This is a genomic window from Robiginitalea sediminis, from assembly GCF_002198115.1.
GTDB lineage: Bacteria > Bacteroidota > Bacteroidia > Flavobacteriales > Flavobacteriaceae > Robiginitalea > Robiginitalea sediminis.
This window is the reverse complement of sequence record NZ_NGNR01000001.1, coordinates 48,471-64,375: the sequence shown is the minus strand read 5'-3', so window position 1 is coordinate 64,375 and position 15,905 is coordinate 48,471. Positions and strand designations below refer to the sequence as shown.

The 15,905-nt window shown below is 56.0% G+C and carries 15 protein-coding genes; 7 read left to right on the top strand and 8 right to left on the bottom strand.

The window, feature by feature from the left end; all coding sequences use genetic code 11:
* Nucleotides 1–9: 9 nt before the first annotated feature.
* The 3 genes from madM to CA832_RS00285 are packed head-to-tail and all read right to left on the bottom strand — an operon-like array spanning nt 10 to nt 2,635.
* On the bottom strand, nt 10–759 hold the full coding sequence (gene madM, locus CA832_RS00295) for a malonate transporter subunit MadM (RefSeq protein ID WP_088339567.1): 750 nt from the start codon (nt 757–759) through the stop codon (nt 10–12).
* Nucleotides 759–1,142, bottom strand: coding sequence for a malonate transporter subunit MadL (gene madL / locus CA832_RS00290; RefSeq protein ID WP_088339566.1), 384 nt, complete (start codon nt 1,140–1,142; stop codon nt 759–761). Before madL ends, madM begins: the two co-directional genes overlap by 1 nt.
* Nucleotides 1,139–2,635 carry an acyl-CoA synthetase gene (locus CA832_RS00285; RefSeq protein WP_088339565.1) on the bottom strand — a complete coding sequence of 499 codons (1,497 nt, stop codon included), beginning with the start codon at nt 2,633–2,635 and terminating at the stop codon, nt 1,139–1,141. Before CA832_RS00285 ends, madL begins: the two co-directional genes overlap by 4 nt.
* 145 nt (nt 2,636–2,780) lie before the next feature.
* Here CA832_RS00285 and CA832_RS00280 point away from each other — a divergent pair, with 145 nt between their 5' ends.
* From CA832_RS00280 to CA832_RS00260, 5 genes are all read left to right on the top strand, one after another.
* Complete coding sequence (locus tag CA832_RS00280; protein WP_088339564.1) at nt 2,781–3,224, top strand: hypothetical protein; 444 nt, start codon at nt 2,781–2,783, stop codon at nt 3,222–3,224.
* Nucleotides 3,225–3,282: 58 nt separating this feature from the next.
* The gene (locus tag CA832_RS00275; protein ID WP_088339563.1) at nt 3,283–4,758 is read left to right on the top strand and encodes a Gfo/Idh/MocA family protein; all 1,476 of its coding nucleotides are present in this window, start codon (nt 3,283–3,285) and stop codon (nt 4,756–4,758) included.
* Between the two features lie 39 nt (nt 4,759–4,797).
* Nucleotides 4,798–5,709 carry a phytanoyl-CoA dioxygenase family protein gene (locus CA832_RS00270; RefSeq protein WP_088340703.1) on the top strand — a complete coding sequence of 304 codons (912 nt, stop codon included), beginning with the start codon at nt 4,798–4,800 and terminating at the stop codon, nt 5,707–5,709.
* A 13-nt stretch (nt 5,710–5,722) separates the two neighbouring features.
* Nucleotides 5,723–6,520, top strand: a complete 798-nt coding sequence (locus CA832_RS00265) for an NIPSNAP family protein (RefSeq protein ID WP_158211859.1) — start codon at nt 5,723–5,725, stop codon at nt 6,518–6,520.
* Between the two features lie 221 nt (nt 6,521–6,741).
* Nucleotides 6,742–7,074: a YegP family protein gene (locus tag CA832_RS00260; RefSeq protein ID WP_088339561.1), complete on the top strand. Its 333-nt coding sequence runs from the start codon at nt 6,742–6,744 to the stop codon at nt 7,072–7,074.
* Nucleotides 7,075–7,139: 65 nt separating this feature from the next.
* On the opposite strand, the gene CA832_RS00255 is transcribed toward CA832_RS00260, so the two are convergent.
* Together CA832_RS00255 and CA832_RS00250 are read right to left on the bottom strand one after the other, a co-directional pair.
* On the bottom strand, nt 7,140–8,366 hold the full coding sequence (locus CA832_RS00255) for an aminotransferase class V-fold PLP-dependent enzyme (RefSeq protein WP_088339560.1): 1,227 nt from the start codon (nt 8,364–8,366) through the stop codon (nt 7,140–7,142).
* Between the two features lie 11 nt (nt 8,367–8,377).
* Entirely contained in the window at nt 8,378–9,088 is a 711-nt protein-coding gene (locus CA832_RS00250; protein ID WP_088339559.1) for a DUF6090 family protein, read from the bottom strand.
* Nucleotides 9,089–9,244: 156 nt separating this feature from the next.
* Here CA832_RS00250 and CA832_RS00245 point away from each other — a divergent pair, with 156 nt between their 5' ends.
* Entirely contained in the window at nt 9,245–10,465 is a 1,221-nt protein-coding gene (locus tag CA832_RS00245) for an esterase (RefSeq protein WP_088339558.1), read from the top strand.
* 35 nt (nt 10,466–10,500) lie between these two features.
* On the opposite strand, the gene CA832_RS00240 is transcribed toward CA832_RS00245, so the two are convergent.
* A complete protein-coding gene (locus tag CA832_RS00240) occupies nt 10,501–11,217 on the bottom strand; it encodes an NUDIX hydrolase (protein ID WP_088339557.1) in 717 nt (238 codons plus the stop codon).
* An 86-nt stretch (nt 11,218–11,303) separates the two neighbouring features.
* Here CA832_RS00240 and CA832_RS00235 point away from each other — a divergent pair, with 86 nt between their 5' ends.
* Nucleotides 11,304–13,745 (top strand): glycoside hydrolase family 3 C-terminal domain-containing protein, encoded by a 2,442-nt coding sequence (locus tag CA832_RS00235; protein ID WP_088339556.1) that lies wholly within the window; start codon nt 11,304–11,306, stop codon nt 13,743–13,745.
* Nucleotides 13,746–13,797: 52 nt separating this feature from the next.
* Here CA832_RS00235 and CA832_RS00230 read toward each other — a convergent pair whose 3' ends face one another.
* Together CA832_RS00230 and CA832_RS00225 are read right to left on the bottom strand one after the other, a co-directional pair.
* On the bottom strand, nt 13,798–15,462 hold the full coding sequence (locus CA832_RS00230; RefSeq protein WP_088339555.1) for an amidohydrolase: 1,665 nt from the start codon (nt 15,460–15,462) through the stop codon (nt 13,798–13,800).
* Between the two features lie 72 nt (nt 15,463–15,534).
* Entirely contained in the window at nt 15,535–15,897 is a 363-nt protein-coding gene (locus tag CA832_RS00225; RefSeq protein WP_088339554.1) for an iron chaperone, read from the bottom strand.
* Nucleotides 15,898–15,905: the final 8 nt, after the last annotated feature.

Sequence of the window (15,905 nt, the reverse complement as noted above, 5' to 3'; positions counted from 1 at the left end):
GGAATCGGGTTATGCCGGAATGAAAATCCGGAGGAGCACATAAAAGATAGAGGGGCATAACAGACACCCCAGGCCGGTATAAAAGGTAGCGGTCATAGCCCCGTAGGGGACCAATTTGGCATCGGTTGCAGCAAGGCCTGCCACCACGCCGCTGGTGGTGCCAATCAGGCCACCAAAGACCATGGCGGCATGGGGGCTTGTGAGTCCTATCCGCCTGGCAATAAGTGGGGTCCCTATAGTGGTCACCAGGGTTTTGACCACCCCGGCCGCTACCGATATGGCAATGACCTCCGATGTTGCACCAATGGCCGACCCGGTAACGGGCCCTACGATATATGTGCAGGCGCCGGCCCCTATGGTGGTAAGGCTTACGGCATCGGTATATCCCAGGGCCCATGCCACCAGAACCCCGACTATAAAGGAGATACAAACCCCTATAAGGAGGGAAAGAAACCCAGCACGCCCCGTTTTACGAATGGTTTCCAGGTTGGCGCCCATGGCAGTAGCCACTACAGAGAAATCCCGGAACATCGAACCTCCCAGAACAGCCATGCCTGCAAACAGGGGATGGTCGGCAATGCCCTTTTCGGATCCGGTAAAGGCCAGGGCCAGCCCCATGATGATCGCCAGGGCGGCGCCGGGGATCCGTCCCCGTCCCAGGAAATGGGATACGGCATAGGAGAACAGCAGGATAAGGCCCACCACTAGGAAGGCCAGGATGAGTCCGTTTTTGCCGATTACAGGATCTAACCAGTCCATCAGTGCTCCGGATTATCGTGAGAGTCTCCCTTCGCGCCCAGCCGGGTCAGGACGGGCACCAGCAGGAACCCGGCCAGGGTAGCCGCCGCCCCGGCCAGAAGGGCTGTCCAGCCTCCGGAGAAGGCTGCCTTCACATTGAGGGTTGCGGCCATGGCTACGATAATGGGGATATACATGGCACTCCAGAAGGTAATCCCGGTCTCGGATTCTGCCGAAAAACGCCCGCGCTTGCGCAAATAGGCACTTATCCCCATCAGCAGCAGCATGGCAAAGCCAACGCCCCCGATATCTCCGGGAATCCCGAGTAGTTCCCCCAAAAGGTGCCCGATACTCTTGCCCGCCAGGAAACAGGCACAAAGAAGTGCTACACCATAAATTTTCATGCGGCTCCGGTTATAGGAAACAGGGATTTCAGTTCATTTTTGGTGACCTTTCCCAGGACGTTTCGGGGAAGGTCTTCTACGGTGATGTACACACGCGGCACTTTATAGGAAGGCAGGCGCTCACCCAGCCATTCCACCAGGGTTTCGGAGGAAGTAGCGGCCCCGTCCGGGATAATTGCGGCCCCTATAATTTCCCCCCACTCCACGTTGGGCAGGCCCACCACCCCGCAATCTTTAACGGCCGGGTGCGTCCTGAGGACTTCCTCGATTTCAAGGGCCGAGATCTTATACCCGCCGGATTTGATGATATCCACAGAATTCCGCCCCAGGATCCGGTAACTCCCCTGGTCCAGGAGGGCCATGTCGCCCGTTCGGAACCATCCGTCCGAGGTAAATGCCTTTTGCGTCGCCTCCGGTTTTCCCCAATATTCGGAGAAGACGTTGTCTCCTTTTACCTGGATTTCGCCCTGCTCCCCAGGAGGGACCGGGAGGTCGTTTTCGTCCGCCAGGCGGATCCGGACCCCGGGCAGGGCCTGCCCGATATGGCCGGGTCGCCTTTCGCCCCGGTACGGGTTGCTGATGGCCATCCCCATTTCTGTCATCCCATACCGTTCCAGAAGGGTATGGCTGCTGATGTCCCTCCACTGTTCCAGGACACTCACCGGCAGGGCAGCCGATCCTGAAACCATCAGGCGGAAGCCCCGCAGCTGTTCCGAAATCTGTTTTTGCCGTGATGTCGGAAGGGAGTCGTAATGGGCAATGAGTTTATAGTAGATGGTGGGGACAGCCATAAAGACATTCACTTCGCCCTCGGTGAAAATTTCAAAGACCGCATCGGGCTCAAACCTGGGCAGGAACCGGCAACAGGCACCGCTCCACAAGGCACAGCAGAGCATGTTCACGATACCGTGTACATGGTGGAGGGGCAGGACATTCAGGACTTCGTCTTCCTGCTCCCATTCCCAGGAAGATACCAGCGTGGTTATCTGCGTGGTGATATTGGCGTGGGTGGTAACCACCCCTTTAGGCGGTCCGGTGGTGCCGCTCGTATACAGGATCATTGCCCTTCGGTCCGGTCCGATTTCCGGAAGGGGGCCGGAGGCCTCCCCTAAATTTTCGAGACGTAGGACATCCAACCCGTTTCGGCCTTGCAGAGGAGCCAGTTTTCCGGCAAAGGCCTCCGTACAGAGCAGGAGTTCTGCATCTGTATCGTCCAAAACGTACTCCATAGAGGGCAGGGGGTGTTTTTCACATAAGGGGACTGCAATGCCTCCTGCCCGCCAAATACCCCACTGCACGCAGGCATAATCGAACCCTGCGGGGACCAGGAAGGCTATTCGCGCCTCCTGAAGGTCGGTCCGGGAACCGAGCAGATGCCGGGCGATTGCTTCGGAACGCTCCAGTAGTTGTGAATAGGAATACTTTTGATCATCCTCCCGGATGGCGGTTCGGGAAGCAAATGCCGCAGCGCGGTCTACCAGGGGAATGGACATGCGTATCGTGTTGAAGGTACCTCGGTCCTAAATTTAGGCAAAAAGATTTTTCCTGGGTTTTGAAGCGCTCGGCAGCACCCTGAAACAACAAGGTGGCCGGCTTGAGGATTTTGCCGATATTGAGGAATACATTCAAAACGGACCTATGCAAGCACACCTCCTCCAACTCATTGCGCAGAACGAACTCACCTGCCATTATGTTTTCCATAAGATAGACCAGGACAACCAGGACAATAAACTTAACCCTTCCACGGCTCGGGTGGGGTTCTACTACAGGCATGTGGGCGAAATCATGCACCTGCTCTGTACCTTCCTGGGAGTTGAGACCCATGTGGAGAATACCACTATGGGGTTCACAGATACGGGCCAGGGGGCAGATATACAAGCCTCCCGGGAGCTGGTTGCCTCGGGGAATAGCCTCTTGAACCGGCTGGCGGAATCCCAAGACGGCAGCTGGTGGGAAGGGGAAGTTGAGACCCCTTTTTTCGGGGTTATCCCAAGGGTGAAGCTACTGGGCCATATCCTCAACCACAATGCCTACCATGCCGGGCAAATCCGGTTGGCCCTAAAGCACCCCATGCTGGGTTGACCGGGAACCCTATCGAAATAATTTGTACTTTCTACCCTACTTCAAATACCGACAATCCATGAAACAAACCCCTGAAAATCCCAACCGTTCCCAGGCCGATAGTCGCAGGGAATTTCTCAAGAAGGGCGCTCTGGCTTCTTCCATTTTCATCGTGCCGCGATATGTGTTGGGTGGCCCGGGGTTCATCCCGCCCAGCGACCGGCTCCACCTGGCCGCCATTGGGGCCGGGGGCAAGGGCCATAGCGATATTATCAATGCCTCTGTAGGTGGCAGGGAACGGGTGGTTGCCCTTTGCGATGTGGACTTTTCCGGTTCTGCCTCCAGGACGGCTGAGCATTTCCCCAAAGCCAAACGCTACGCAGACTACCGCGAGATGCTGGATAAGGAGAAAGGCATCGATGCCGTTACCATTTCCACCCCGGACCATGTGCACGGTCCGGCAGCTGCATTTGCCATGCAACGCGGAAAGCACGTCTACGTCCAGAAACCCTTAACCCACAATATCCGGGAGGCGCGATTGCTTACCCAGATGGCCCGGGAAAAACAGGTCGTTACCCAGATGGGTAACCAGGGGGCATCCAACCCGCTTCTGGGGATGGTGCAAAAGTGGGTAGATTCCGGGGTGCTGGGGACCATCTCAAAAGTACAGGTGTGGACCAACCGCCCGGTGTGGCCGCAGGGGTTTGCCATGCCGCAACCGGACCCAGCCCGGAAACCCGATGCCCTGGATTGGGACCTCTGGCTGGGGCCTGCATCGGAAACACCCTATATTCCCAACATGCATCCGTTTAACTGGAGGGGCTGGTGGGAATACGGAACAGGCGCCCTTGGAGATGTGGGTTGCCACCTGATCGACATCCCCTATCGCACCCTGGGGCTTACCTTTCCCACTGATGCCGAATGCAGTGTGGGCTCTGTATATACACAGATGTGGACTCCGGACTACCACCCGGAAGGCTGTCCGGCCTCTTCGTTTATTACCCTCCACTACGAGGCTACGGCTAAGACCGGGGCACCTGTGGAAATGACCTGGAGCGACGGCGGCATCCGCCCGGCCCACCCGGAAGGGATTCCCGCAGATATGGATATCGGAGGTCGAGACAGTGCCAATGGGGTCCTGATTATCGGGGAAAACGGGATCATCTCGACCAATATCAACGATAGTTCCCCCCTTATGCCCAAGCTGTTCCTCAATGATGGAACCCGGGAATTCGGCCCGGAGGTGGAAGAAATGGAAGAACCGGAATACGGGCACCAACGCAAATGGGTGGATGCCTGCAAGGCCGGTTTTGACAGCGAGGAGCACCGTTCGCTGACCTCCTCTTTCGACTACGCCGGGCCCATGACCGAAACGGTGCTGATGGGCAACCTGGCCATACGCAGTTATATGCTGCGCAGGGAAACTGAGGAAGGCCGCCATGAATTCTACGGCAGGAAGAAGTTGCTTTGGGATGGGGATGCTATGCGCGTCACCAACCTCGAAGAAGCCAACCAGTTTGTGGGTCGCACCTACAGGGAAGGATGGGAGATGTAGTTGATTTGAAGCTGTGTCGATTTGAAAATGGATGGTGACATGAACAAACACGGTGTAAGGGATCTGGCCGAAATACATGGCCTTGTAAGTGACCTGTTCCCCGGAATGTCCCCGGAGGATGCCTGGGAACGGTACCGGCTAGGGGAGGAGCAGGTAGCGTTCTATGAAGAAAACGGGTACCTCAGCCATGTAAAAATCCTGGAGGAGGATCAGATAAATGCCCTGCGCACCGAGTTGGAGCGGCTTATGGATCCCGGTCATCCCGGTCATGACCTCTTCTATGAATTCCATTCGAACGAATCAGGGGATGCAGACAAGGTGCTTTTTCATTCCCTGGGCCATTGGCGTATTGCCGAGGGGTTTCATGACGTCCTCTTTAACCCGAGGTTTGTGGTTCCGGCATCCCAGTTGCTGGGTACCCGTGCAGTCCGCTTCTGGCACGACCAGCTTTTTTGCAAGCCGGCGCGCCATGGGGGTGTAGTGGCCTGGCATCAGGATTACAGCTACTGGACCCGAACGACTCCTCTGCAACACCTCACCTGTTGGGTGGGCCTGGACGATGCCAGTGCCGATAACGGGTGTATTCATTATATCCCCGGAAGCCATAAATGGGAGCTTTTGGATAAAATTGAGCTGGCAGGGGATATGGACGGGCTAAGCGCCTTGCTTTCGGATGCCCAGCGAAAGGCCTACGAGAATCGGGTCGCAGTGGAAATGCCTGCAGGTTATGGCACCTTCCACCATCCCAAAATGGTACACGGGTCCTACGAGAACCGGTCGGAGCGCCCTCGAAGGGCCTTTGTTATCAACGTTTTTGCCGATGGCACCCTGTCGAATTCCGATGAGGTACTGCTGGAAGGGGTCCCCTCCATTGCCAAGGGCAAAAAAATGGAAGGCCGCTTTTTCCCATTGCTTTACACCCCTCCGAATACCAAAGAACCTGTTTACTGAAAAGAAACACCTTATGAAACCAACCCAACTTATTTATCTGATTGCCGCTTTGATCACCCTCTCCTGCGGAGGGCCCGCCAATAAGGAGGAAGCCCCTGCAGAACCGGTCCCTGAAGCTGCGGAAGCGGTAACTCCGGAATACTTCGAGCTGAGGACCTATTACTGCTATCCCGGCAAACGGGAAGCCTTGTTAAGACGTTTTCAGGACCATACCCTGGCCCTTTTCGAAAAGCATGACATGGTCAATCTCGGATACTGGACCCCCCTGGAAGGAGAGGAGGATGTTCTGGTTTACCTGATGGGGTATCCGTCGCGTGAAGCCCGAGACCAATCCTGGCAAGCTTTCTCAAACGATCCGGAGTGGAAGTCGGCCTATGAGGCCTCCCACCAGAACGGCCCGATTGTGGATTCCGTGGCCAATGTCTTTTTGTCTTATACGGACTATTCCCCCCGCCTTTTGCCAGAAGATAAAGCCCCCCGGATTTTTTCCCTTCGTACCTACTATACCCACCCGGGTAAGCTGGAAGCCCTCCACGCGCGGTTCCGGGACCATACTATGAAAATCTTTGAGGACAATGGAATTACAAATGTGGTGTATTTCAACCTGGACCCGCAGACTCCGGGAGCAGGAAATACCCTGAAATACCTGGTGAGTTTCCCTGATACTGCGGCGCGGTCTGAAAGCTGGAAGCGCTTCGGGGAGGACCCTGCCTGGAAAAAGGCGTATGCCGAATCTATTGCGGATGGCCCCTTGGTGGATTCCATAACTGCGGAATTGCTGGTGCCTGTTGCCTTTTCGCCATTGAAATAGCGGATGCCACAAATCGCATTTTCAGGCCAGGGGGTCCCCCACTCCCGCCCACCCAGCAACCTACACTTTTACCCTGCAACTCCCCAGCATAGGCTAATCCCGCCTCCAATGAACAAACGGGATTATGCCCCTATTATGGGCAACGTTTTAAGCGTTTTATTATAAGATTCCGCCCATTTTAGTTAACTTCACGGCAAATCCATTAACAAATCTCTTTTGACATGGGAAAATTTGAAATAAAAACCGATAATGCTGGCAAGTTCAGGTTTAACCTCAAGGCCGGAAACGGACAAGTCATCCTTAGCAGCCAGGGGTATTCCACCAAAGCTGCATGCGAAAACGGCATCGAATCCGTTCGCAAGAATTCTCAGAACGACGCCATGTTCGAGCGCAAGACTTCCAGCAACGGCAGTCCCTACTTCAACCTGAAGGCATCCAATGGCCAGGTAATCGGCTCCAGCGAAATGTATTCCGGGACCAGCGCCATGGAAAATGGAATTGCCTCGGTTAAAAAGAATGCTCCGGATGCCGGTGTTAACGACACTACGGCCTAAGGCGACTTCTTAAACGTATTCAAAGGGGGGTATAGGCCCCCTTTTTTTATGCTATTTCATGTCCGTTATAGGGCGGCTTCCAGCCCGCGGATCAATTGCCCGATTTCTTCCGGGGAGGTATAGTGCACAAAGGACATACGGATGACTCCGGGTTTGGTCGGGATGCCCATGTCCATCAGGGGCCTTACGGCGTAAAAGTCACCGAAGCCCAGCATCAGTTTATGAGCGGTTAACGCCGCGTATACCTCCTCCAGTGGTTTGTTTTTCGGCAGGATGGCTACAATGGGGGCCCGCTGGGCACCCATGCCCGGTCCTACAAGCTGTACATCTTCCCGCGCTTCTAAGAAGCCCATCAACGGCTCCAGCAAGCCCTGTTCCTGGGCCCGGAAGAGTCCGTTCAGGGCACGGGCGCGCTCCGGTGCGGGGGCATCCCCTCCAACGTGGTGGGCGTACTGGGCATCGAAATAGTCCAGGATACCATTCACTGCAGCCACCTGGGCATGGTCCGGCCCGGCCGGGGTGAGCATGCTTCGGGCCACTCCTTCCTTAAAGAAATGCGCCTGGTTTTCCACACGGCCCATCAGGTCTTTTGTTACGTACATCACCCCCAGGTGGGGGCCGTAAGTCTTGTAGGAGGAAAACATATAAATATCCACCCCAAGGGCTTTCATGTCGGGGATTTCATGCGGGGCCCATCCCACCCCATCCACTACTGAAAGGGCTCCATGCGCATGGGCCATCCGGGTGAGTTCGGCCACCGGGTTTACATGGCCAATAATATTGGAGCAATGCGGGAAGGCCAGCAGGCGGGTACGGTCGTTGAATAACCCTTCCAGTGCAGCGGGGTCCAGGACTCCGGTTTGGGGGTCCACATGCCATTCCACTACCTCAATACCCCGCTTTGCCAGGCGGCGCCAGGCCCCGGCATTGGCCTCGTGGTCCTGGCAGGAGACGATAATCCGGTCGCCTTCCTGCCACATGGGCCGCAGCGCATGGGCCAGCACATAGACATTCTGGGTGGTGGAAGGCCCGAAGTGAACCTCCTCCGGTTCCGCATTCAGGTAGGTGGCCATTCGGGCATAAGCGCTGTCCATAAGGTCCCCGGCTCGTTCCGAAGCCGGGTAGGGGTAATAAGGCTGTACCTTGTTTTGGGTGTAAAAATCCGTGAGCCGCTGCACGACTTGCTTACATGGATAGGAGCCCCCCGCATTTTCAAAAAAGGCCCACCCCTGTAAATCGGGTTGGGAGAAGGCGGGGAATTGGGAGCGGGTGAAAGTAAGGTCGAGGGTCATAGGGTACTTATTTATTGAAGCCGGCCGAGTTCTGCTTCTATTTCCATTATCGCGGTGTCTATTTCCCGGACGGCCCGGTCATAGATGGCACCTTTCTCGCCCATGAGCCGCAGCGCAATAGCGAAGGAATTTTGCAATTCCACCCCAAACAGTTTTTCGATATCCACAGGCTTTCCTGTGGTAAGTTGCACCATTTGAAGCAGCTCCGGCATGAGTTGCATGATAAACTGCAGTTGGATGGACTCTATGCGGTTAATATACAGATAGGTTTCCTCCAGGTTGCGTAAGCGTCCCTTTATTTGGTCGTTGTGGATGAGCTGGACGTCCCCGCTTGCCACAATGGTCTCATAGATGTTGCCCTCCCGGTCAAAGTCCGAGTAATCGGAAAGGTGAACTGCAATGGAACTCAGGCTGTCCTTTTGGCTTAGATTTTTGGAGTCGATGGTACGGATGGCAAATTCAAATGGTGCATAATACCGGTTATTGTACTCGATTTGCCCCATTAAATTTCCCCGGTCATCGCGCAATTGCTGTATGATGTTCTGGTAAAAAATGACCGCGGCCTGCTTTTCCATCTGGTCATTGTTCCAGGTATTGATCTGCAAAGCAATCAGGATCCCGATCACCACCAACACAATTTCACCAACCGCATACAGCAGGTACTTGCTCAGCCGGTTTTCGGCGAGCAGGCGTTGGCGAAAAGCGCGAAGGAAGCGCAGCATGTCGGTTGCTTAGGTTGGTCAGGGATTAAGATAATCAAAAGGAAGAATACCTTGCGCTTCAGGGAATTACAAAAATGTAGCGCGATGTTTTTTTTGACGGGAAAATTGCCCGCGGAACGCCTTATGTGTATCTTTCACACATAAACTTCTTTAACCATGAAAACACCCTTCTCCACAGGTCGGAAACCGGCCTTCAAAAATGCAGTATTCGCCCTAGTAATAGCTGCGCTTCCGCTCTTTGCCGGCGCCCAGGAACTGGCACAAAATATCCCAGTAGTATCCCCGGAAATGGGAGAGGACGGGACGGTCACCTTTCGGATTAAAGCGCCGGAAGCTACCCTGGTGCAGCTCTCCGGGAACTGGATGCCTTTCGGGCCCGATGGCAATGGGGGCTTTGCCCAGCAAATGACCTCTTTGGAGAAAGGGGAAGACGATGTGTGGTCCGTGGCCATCCCCGCCATGGAGCCGGAACTATACGCCTATGCCTTTATGGTGGATGGGGTGCGCACCCTGGACCCGGCCAACAAGAATATTGTCCGCGACGGACGCTTCAGTACGGCCAGTGTACTCTACGTGCCCGGCCCTGCCTCGGACCTCTACTGGGCCAAAACCGGGCCTAAAGGGTCTGTTCGCGCCGTTTGGTACGAGTCGCCCACCCTGGGGCTGACCCGACGGATGTTTGTCTATACCCCTCCGGGTTATGAGGACAGCAATGAAAACTACCCGGTATTGTACCTGCTCCATGGAGGCGGGGGCGATGAGGAGGCCTGGCCTACCCTGGGGACGGCTGCCAATATCCTGGACAACCTGATTAATGCAGGCAAGGCTAAGCCCATGCTTGTGGTGATGACCAACGGCAATCCGGACCAGGCTGCGGCCTTTACGGTAAGCCCGCCTGTGGAAGTGGCCAGTGCCGGGATTGGCGGGATGGCCAGCATGCAATTTGAAAAGAGCCTGGTACAGGACGTAATCCCCTACGTGGAAAAACATTTCCCGGTGAAAACCGGAAAGGAAAACCGGGCCCTGACCGGCCTGAGCATGGGTGGCCTGCAGACTATGAACACCACCTTCGAAAACCCGGAGCTGTTCGATTATATCGGGGTGATGAGTATGGGCTTTGCAGACCTGAGCCGGTTTGGGATTAACATAGACCACTCCAAACGCGAACAACAGATCCTGGCCCTGAAGGCGGCTGCCCCTAAGGTGTATTGGATTGCCTGTGGCAAGGAGGATTTCCTCATTGAAAGTGTGGTGACCATGCGGGCCGAACTGGATAAGCACGACTTCCCCTATGTATACCGCGAGAGTCCCGGCGGGCATACCTGGACCAACTGGCGGATTTACCTGTCGGAATTCGCCCCGATGTTGTTCCAATAAAAGAGAACCGGATTTTAGGAGGGGCTGACACCCGGTTAGCCCCCTTCCTTCAGCTGGTACTGGTATGGGTTGCGGCCCGGGCTGTCCTTTTGCCTTTTGGGAAGGCGCTCCAGCAGGCCAGTGGCAAGCATTTTCTTCTGAAACCGGCTCCGGTCCAGTTTTTCTTCGAGGATAGTCTGGTGTAATTGGTGCAGTTCCGGCATGGTGAAGGGTTCCGGCAGGAGGTTGTGGGTCACGTGTTCCCTCCGGATATCTGTCTTGAGTTGTTCCCGGGCACGCGTGGCAATGGCGGCGTGGTCCATCCACATACTGGGCAGGTTATCCAGGGGAAACCATCCGATGGCCTCGTCTATGGCGCCTTTTTCCGGTTGTGCATGGGCCATATCCACCAGGGAATAATACGCCAGGGTTACAAATCGCGAATTGATCCAGGAATCTTCCTGCCAGGGAACCCCTTCTTTTTCGATATAGGCCTTCCACTGCATGGCGAAATTGCGGTTGCCCTCCCCGAATACGGCCAGGAACCGCAGATGAGGGTCTTCCAGCCCGGTACGCTGTTTCATGACCCGGGCTACGGCAGTATCCACGGATTCATTATAACCCACAAACCCCCCGGGCAGCATCCACTTGCTGCCGATACGCGCCAGCAGGCATTTCAGGGTTTGCTGCTGATACCCGATAATGACAATATCCACGCTGAGGTTGGGGAGAAATTCCTTCCCACCTTCTGTAAGGAATTTTTCAAGGGCCATACCCAAAAGTAAACATTTGAGGCGTTTGGCCACAAATAAAATTAAATCTATATTTGTGACAATAAGACACAATTAATGGTTTTGTCATGAAAAGAGGCCTTAAAATCGCACTGAAAATAATCGGGATAATCGTGTTACTCCTCATACTGACGGGGGTTGGTGGTTGGTGGTACCTCAAATCCAGATTTCTGGATTTCGAGGGCGACTATGCCGACAAAACGGAGCTGGTGGAATTGACGGAAAACGGCCATACCTATTATGACCGAAATGGGAATGGAAGACTCGATACATACGAGGACAGCCGGCTCCCGGTCAAAGAACGGGCAGCGGACTTGCTCTCGCAAATGACCATTGAAGAGAAGATTCACCTCCTGAAGGGTTCCGGGCTTTCCTCTGCTATGGGTCGTACCGAGCCCGGAGAGGGTATCCCAGGGGCCGTGGGGACCATTGTACCTACCCCGCGCCTGGGAATCCCTACCATATACCTTTCGGACGGGCCGGCAGGTCTCCGGATAGAGCCCTTCCGCGAAGGGGAGGAGCGCAGTTATTACTGTACGGCTTTTCCCATCGGCACGTTGCTGGCATCCACCTGGAACACCGAGCTGGTGCAGCAGGTAGGCACCGCTATGGGGAACGAGGCCCTGGAATACGGCATTGATGTGATCCTTGGCCCCGGGGCTAACATCCACCGGCACCCATTCTGCGGCAGGAATTTTGAATATTACTCGGAGGACCCGGTCCTTACAGGGTATATCGGCGCCGCCATGGTAAACGGGATCGAATCCCAGGGGGTAGGGACCTCGGTAAAGCACTTTGTGGCCAACAACCAGGAAACCAACCGCAACAACAATGACGTGATCGTATCGGGCCGGGCCATGCGGGAGATCTACCTGAAGGGTTTTGAAATAATCGTGAGGGAATCCCAGCCCTGGACCATCATGTCTTCCTATAACCTGGTAAATGGCACCCATGTGGCGGAAAGCCCCGAGCTGCTCTCGGGCATCCTGCGGGACGAATGGGGCTTCGAGGGCCTGGTCATGTCCGACTGGTTCGGCGGGAAGGATGCCGCAGCCATGGTACGGGCAGGGAATGACCTATTGGAACCGGGAACCAAAAAACAATGGGATGCCCTGACTGATGCCCATGAAAACGGGACCCTTTCCGAAGCCTCCATCGATACCTCGGCCATGCGGATCCTCGAACTCATGTTCAAGTCCGGCAAATTTGAGAATCCATCCTACGGCAATAACCCAGACCTGGATGCGCATGCCGCAATTACCCGTCAATCGGCTGCAGAAGGCATGGTGCTCCTTAAAAACGAAGGGGTGCTGCCCCTCCAAGACATGGAGAATGTAGCCCTTATCGGAGTTACCTCCTACGATTTTATTGCAGGGGGCACGGGTTCCGGAGATGTCAACGAAGCCTATTCCGTGAGCCTGGAGGAAGGCCTCCGCTCCACGGGGCTTTCTCCCCAGGAGGGGATGGGAAGCACCCCGTTTGTGGTAAACGCGGTAGCTAAATCGGCCTATGAGTCCCACAGGGCTGCCAATCCCGAAGCTTTTGAAAAGCCGGAAGGGATCAATGCCATGTTTGTCCCCTACACCCCGCCGGAGCTGGTGTACTCTGAAGCGCAAATGCGGGAGATCGAAGCGGGCAGCGATGTCGCGATTATCACCATAGGCCGCAACAGCGGCGAAGGGGGAGACCGGGTAGAGCGGGATAATTTCCTGCTGAGTTCGGCCGAGCAGGACATGATAGACCTCACCTGTCGCCTATTCCACGAGGCCGGCAAAAAAGTCGTTGTGGTCCTCAATGTGGGGGGCGTGATTGAAACGGCGTCCTGGAAGGACAAGCCGGATGCCATCCTGTTGGCCTGGCAGGGCGGTCAGGAAGGGGGGAACTCCGTGGCCGATATCCTCAGCGGCAAGGTAGTACCCAGCGGGAAGCTGCCCATGACTTTTCCCGTCAACGTGGCCGACCATGCCTCCCATGCCAACTTTCCCCTGGACGGCAGGCCCATGAGTATGACCGACATGCTGTCTTCCAAACGCAAACCGGAAGCCGAGTGGGAGCCCAATGTAGACTATACGGTATATGAGGAAGGCATTTATGTGGGATACCGGCATTTCGACAAAGAAAATATCCCTGTCTCTTATCCTTTCGGTTTTGGCCTGTCCTATACCACATTCGAAATGGACTCCCTGCAGGTGGCTGCGAGGGGAGATATTCTGGAGGTGCACCTACAGGTCCGCAACAGGGGGGAAACCCCTGGGAAGGAAGTGGTGCAGGTATATGTATCAAAACCGGATTCCCACATAGACCGGCCGGTGCAGGAGCTAAAAGTATTTGGCAAGACCCGCCTGCTCGCCCCGGGGGAGTCACAGGAAATGTGGTTTACCCTTCCGGTCGCAGACCTGCGTTACTGGAATGAGGAAGCTGCGGCCTGGATCCTGGACCCCGGGATGTATGAAATACGCGTCGGGGCTTCCTCCCGGGACATCCGGCAAACCGCACTTTCAGAACTTTAATGTTGATGTTGTTTTGAATGTTGAGGCGGCGTCCTTCGGGGCGCCGTTTTGTTTAGTCCTCCTGTGTAAATACCCGTTTTCCCCCCACATAGGTTTGCAAGGCGCGGATCTGTTGGATCTGGTCTGCCGGTACCTCCATGGGGTTGGCATCCCAGAGGACGAAATCGGCCAGTTTACCCGGTTCCAGGGTACCCTTCCGGGTTTCGTCGAAGGAAGCGTAGGCGGCGTTCACGGTGTAGGCGGCCAGGGCCTGCTGTACCGTGATTTTCTGGTCCGGAACCCAGCCCTCCTGGTGTTTGCCATCGAGGGTCTGGCGGGTCACTGCGGCATGGATTCCGGCCATTGGGATTGGTGGCGCCACAAACCAGTCGCTGCCAAAGGCCAGGCGGGAACGGTTTTCGATAAGGGAGCGGAAGGCGTAGCTGGTGCGGCTGCGATCCGGCCCGATTACAGCCGTGGCCCATCGTCCGTCGTCTGCCACATGGTAGGGCTGCATGCTGGGGATTACCCGCAAAGCCCCGAAACGCGGGATATCGGCTTCGGAAATATGTTGGGCGTGTTCTATGCGGAAGCGCCGGTCGCGCGGCCCGTTGGCCCGGGCAACGGAGTCGTAGGTGTCCAGCAGGAACCGGATGGCGGCATCGCCTATGGCATGGACAGCCACCTGCAGACCGGCCTGGTCTGCATGCCCTATCCACTGCCTGAGGCTATCCCGGTGGTTCAGGAAGAACCCCCGGTCCTTGGGGGCATCCGTATAGGGTTCCAGAAAGGCTGCCGTGTGGGCGCCCAGCGAGCCGTCCACAAACCCCTTCAGGCCCCCGAATTTCAGCCAGTCATCTCCCGGCCCTTTTTCCTGCATACGCGCTTGCAGCCATTGCCACTCGGAAAGAGGGGTAAGGACATAAACCCGGGTTTTGAGACGGCCCCCGGCATGTGCTTCTTCATACGCCTCAAGGTAGCCTTCCTGGTTGGTGCCCGCCACATGGTGAACCGAGGTTACCCCATGGCTGGCCACGTATTCCATAGCGGCATCCAGGGCTTTCCGGTAGGTGTCGGCAGATGGGGGAGGCAGATGCTTAAGGACCAGTGTCATGGCATTGTCTTTAAGCACACCGGTAGGGTTCCCGGAGCCATCCCGGATGATTTCGCCTCCTTCTACCACCTGTGGGAAATGTGTAGCCCCGGCCTGCTCCAGGGCCAGCGAATTGGCCAGGGCCATATGCCCGTCCAGGCGGCGTACAAAAACCGGATTCTGTGGCGTAACAGAGTCGATCCACTGGCGGGTGGGCAACTCGCCTCCCCAGCGCTCGTGGTCCCATTCTCCTCCGCTGATCCATTGCCCCGGTTCCAGGGTGCTTGCAAAGGCCCCCATCCGGCGTATGAATTCCTCGGGTGTTGCCGCGTCCCGGAGTTGTACTGAAGCCAGGTTCATGCCCCCGGTTATAAAGTGCGTGTGACAATCGATGATCCCAGGGGTTACAAAGTGCCCTCCGGCATCTACCACCTGGGTAGCCGTTCCTTTCCACTCCATGGCATACGCGTCGTTGCCAACCGCGACCAGGGTGTCTCCCTGTACCGCAAAGGCAGTGGCAGACGGGGCATCCGGTACCCCCGTCCAGACATCGGCATTGATGACGATGAGGTCGGCCCCTGTAGGGGGCTGTTCCTGGCAGGAGAACAGGCTGATGCAGACCAGGAGGTAAAGGGCAGGCTTCATAGGGAGGTGTTTTTAGGTGGCCCGTGGTGCGGGTGTTTTAAATGTAGGCATTCTCACCTGCCGCGACAAGTCTTATCCGTACAGGTGCTCATTCTCCGAAACCCGGAACTGTATAATCTCTCTGATGAGGTCATAAGGGATGGGGTGGTCCCATGGAAATTGTACGGATCCTTTACCTTGTTTGTAACCTGCCAGCTTCTCGGCAAAGGCCGCATGCCCGCTGGGGGTGGCGTACAGGCCCAGATGCCGTTTGAAGGCTGCAAAATAAACCAATGGCCGCCCATGGGTCTTGTAGGCCGGCATGCCATAGGCCATTCCCTCCTCGGCCCCTGGCGCCAATTCCAGGATCAGCGACCTTATGCGGAACAGGACTTCCCGGACAGCTTCCGGAGCGCGTTCTATGTAATCGGAAACCGGGTCGGATTTGGGTTTCATAAGGCGTG

Bases quoted from the DNA above. Each gene is read 5' to 3' on its own strand.
- madM (WP_088339567.1), bottom strand. From the start codon at position 759: ATGGACTGGTTAGATCCTGTAATCGGCAAAAACGGACTCATCCTGGCC.
- madL (WP_088339566.1), bottom strand. From the start codon at position 1,142: ATGAAAATTTATGGTGTAGCACTTCTTTGTGCCTGTTTCCTGGCGGGC.
- CA832_RS00285 (WP_088339565.1), bottom strand. From the start codon at position 2,635: ATGTCCATTCCCCTGGTAGACCGCGCTGCGGCATTTGCTTCCCGAACC.
- CA832_RS00280 (WP_088339564.1), top strand. From the start codon at position 2,781: ATGCAAGCACACCTCCTCCAACTCATTGCGCAGAACGAACTCACCTGC.
- CA832_RS00275 (WP_088339563.1), top strand. From the start codon at position 3,283: ATGAAACAAACCCCTGAAAATCCCAACCGTTCCCAGGCCGATAGTCGC.
- CA832_RS00270 (WP_088340703.1), top strand. From the start codon at position 4,798: ATGAACAAACACGGTGTAAGGGATCTGGCCGAAATACATGGCCTTGTA.
- CA832_RS00265 (WP_158211859.1), top strand. From the start codon at position 5,723: ATGAAACCAACCCAACTTATTTATCTGATTGCCGCTTTGATCACCCTC.
- CA832_RS00260 (WP_088339561.1), top strand. From the start codon at position 6,742: ATGGGAAAATTTGAAATAAAAACCGATAATGCTGGCAAGTTCAGGTTT.
- CA832_RS00255 (WP_088339560.1), bottom strand. From the start codon at position 8,366: ATGACCCTCGACCTTACTTTCACCCGCTCCCAATTCCCCGCCTTCTCC.
- CA832_RS00250 (WP_088339559.1), bottom strand. From the start codon at position 9,088: ATGCTGCGCTTCCTTCGCGCTTTTCGCCAACGCCTGCTCGCCGAAAAC.
- CA832_RS00245 (WP_088339558.1), top strand. From the start codon at position 9,245: ATGAAAACACCCTTCTCCACAGGTCGGAAACCGGCCTTCAAAAATGCA.
- CA832_RS00240 (WP_088339557.1), bottom strand. From the start codon at position 11,217: ATGGCCCTTGAAAAATTCCTTACAGAAGGTGGGAAGGAATTTCTCCCC.
- CA832_RS00235 (WP_088339556.1), top strand. From the start codon at position 11,304: ATGAAAAGAGGCCTTAAAATCGCACTGAAAATAATCGGGATAATCGTG.
- CA832_RS00230 (WP_088339555.1), bottom strand. From the start codon at position 15,462: ATGAAGCCTGCCCTTTACCTCCTGGTCTGCATCAGCCTGTTCTCCTGC.
- CA832_RS00225 (WP_088339554.1), bottom strand. From the start codon at position 15,897: ATGAAACCCAAATCCGACCCGGTTTCCGATTACATAGAACGCGCTCCG.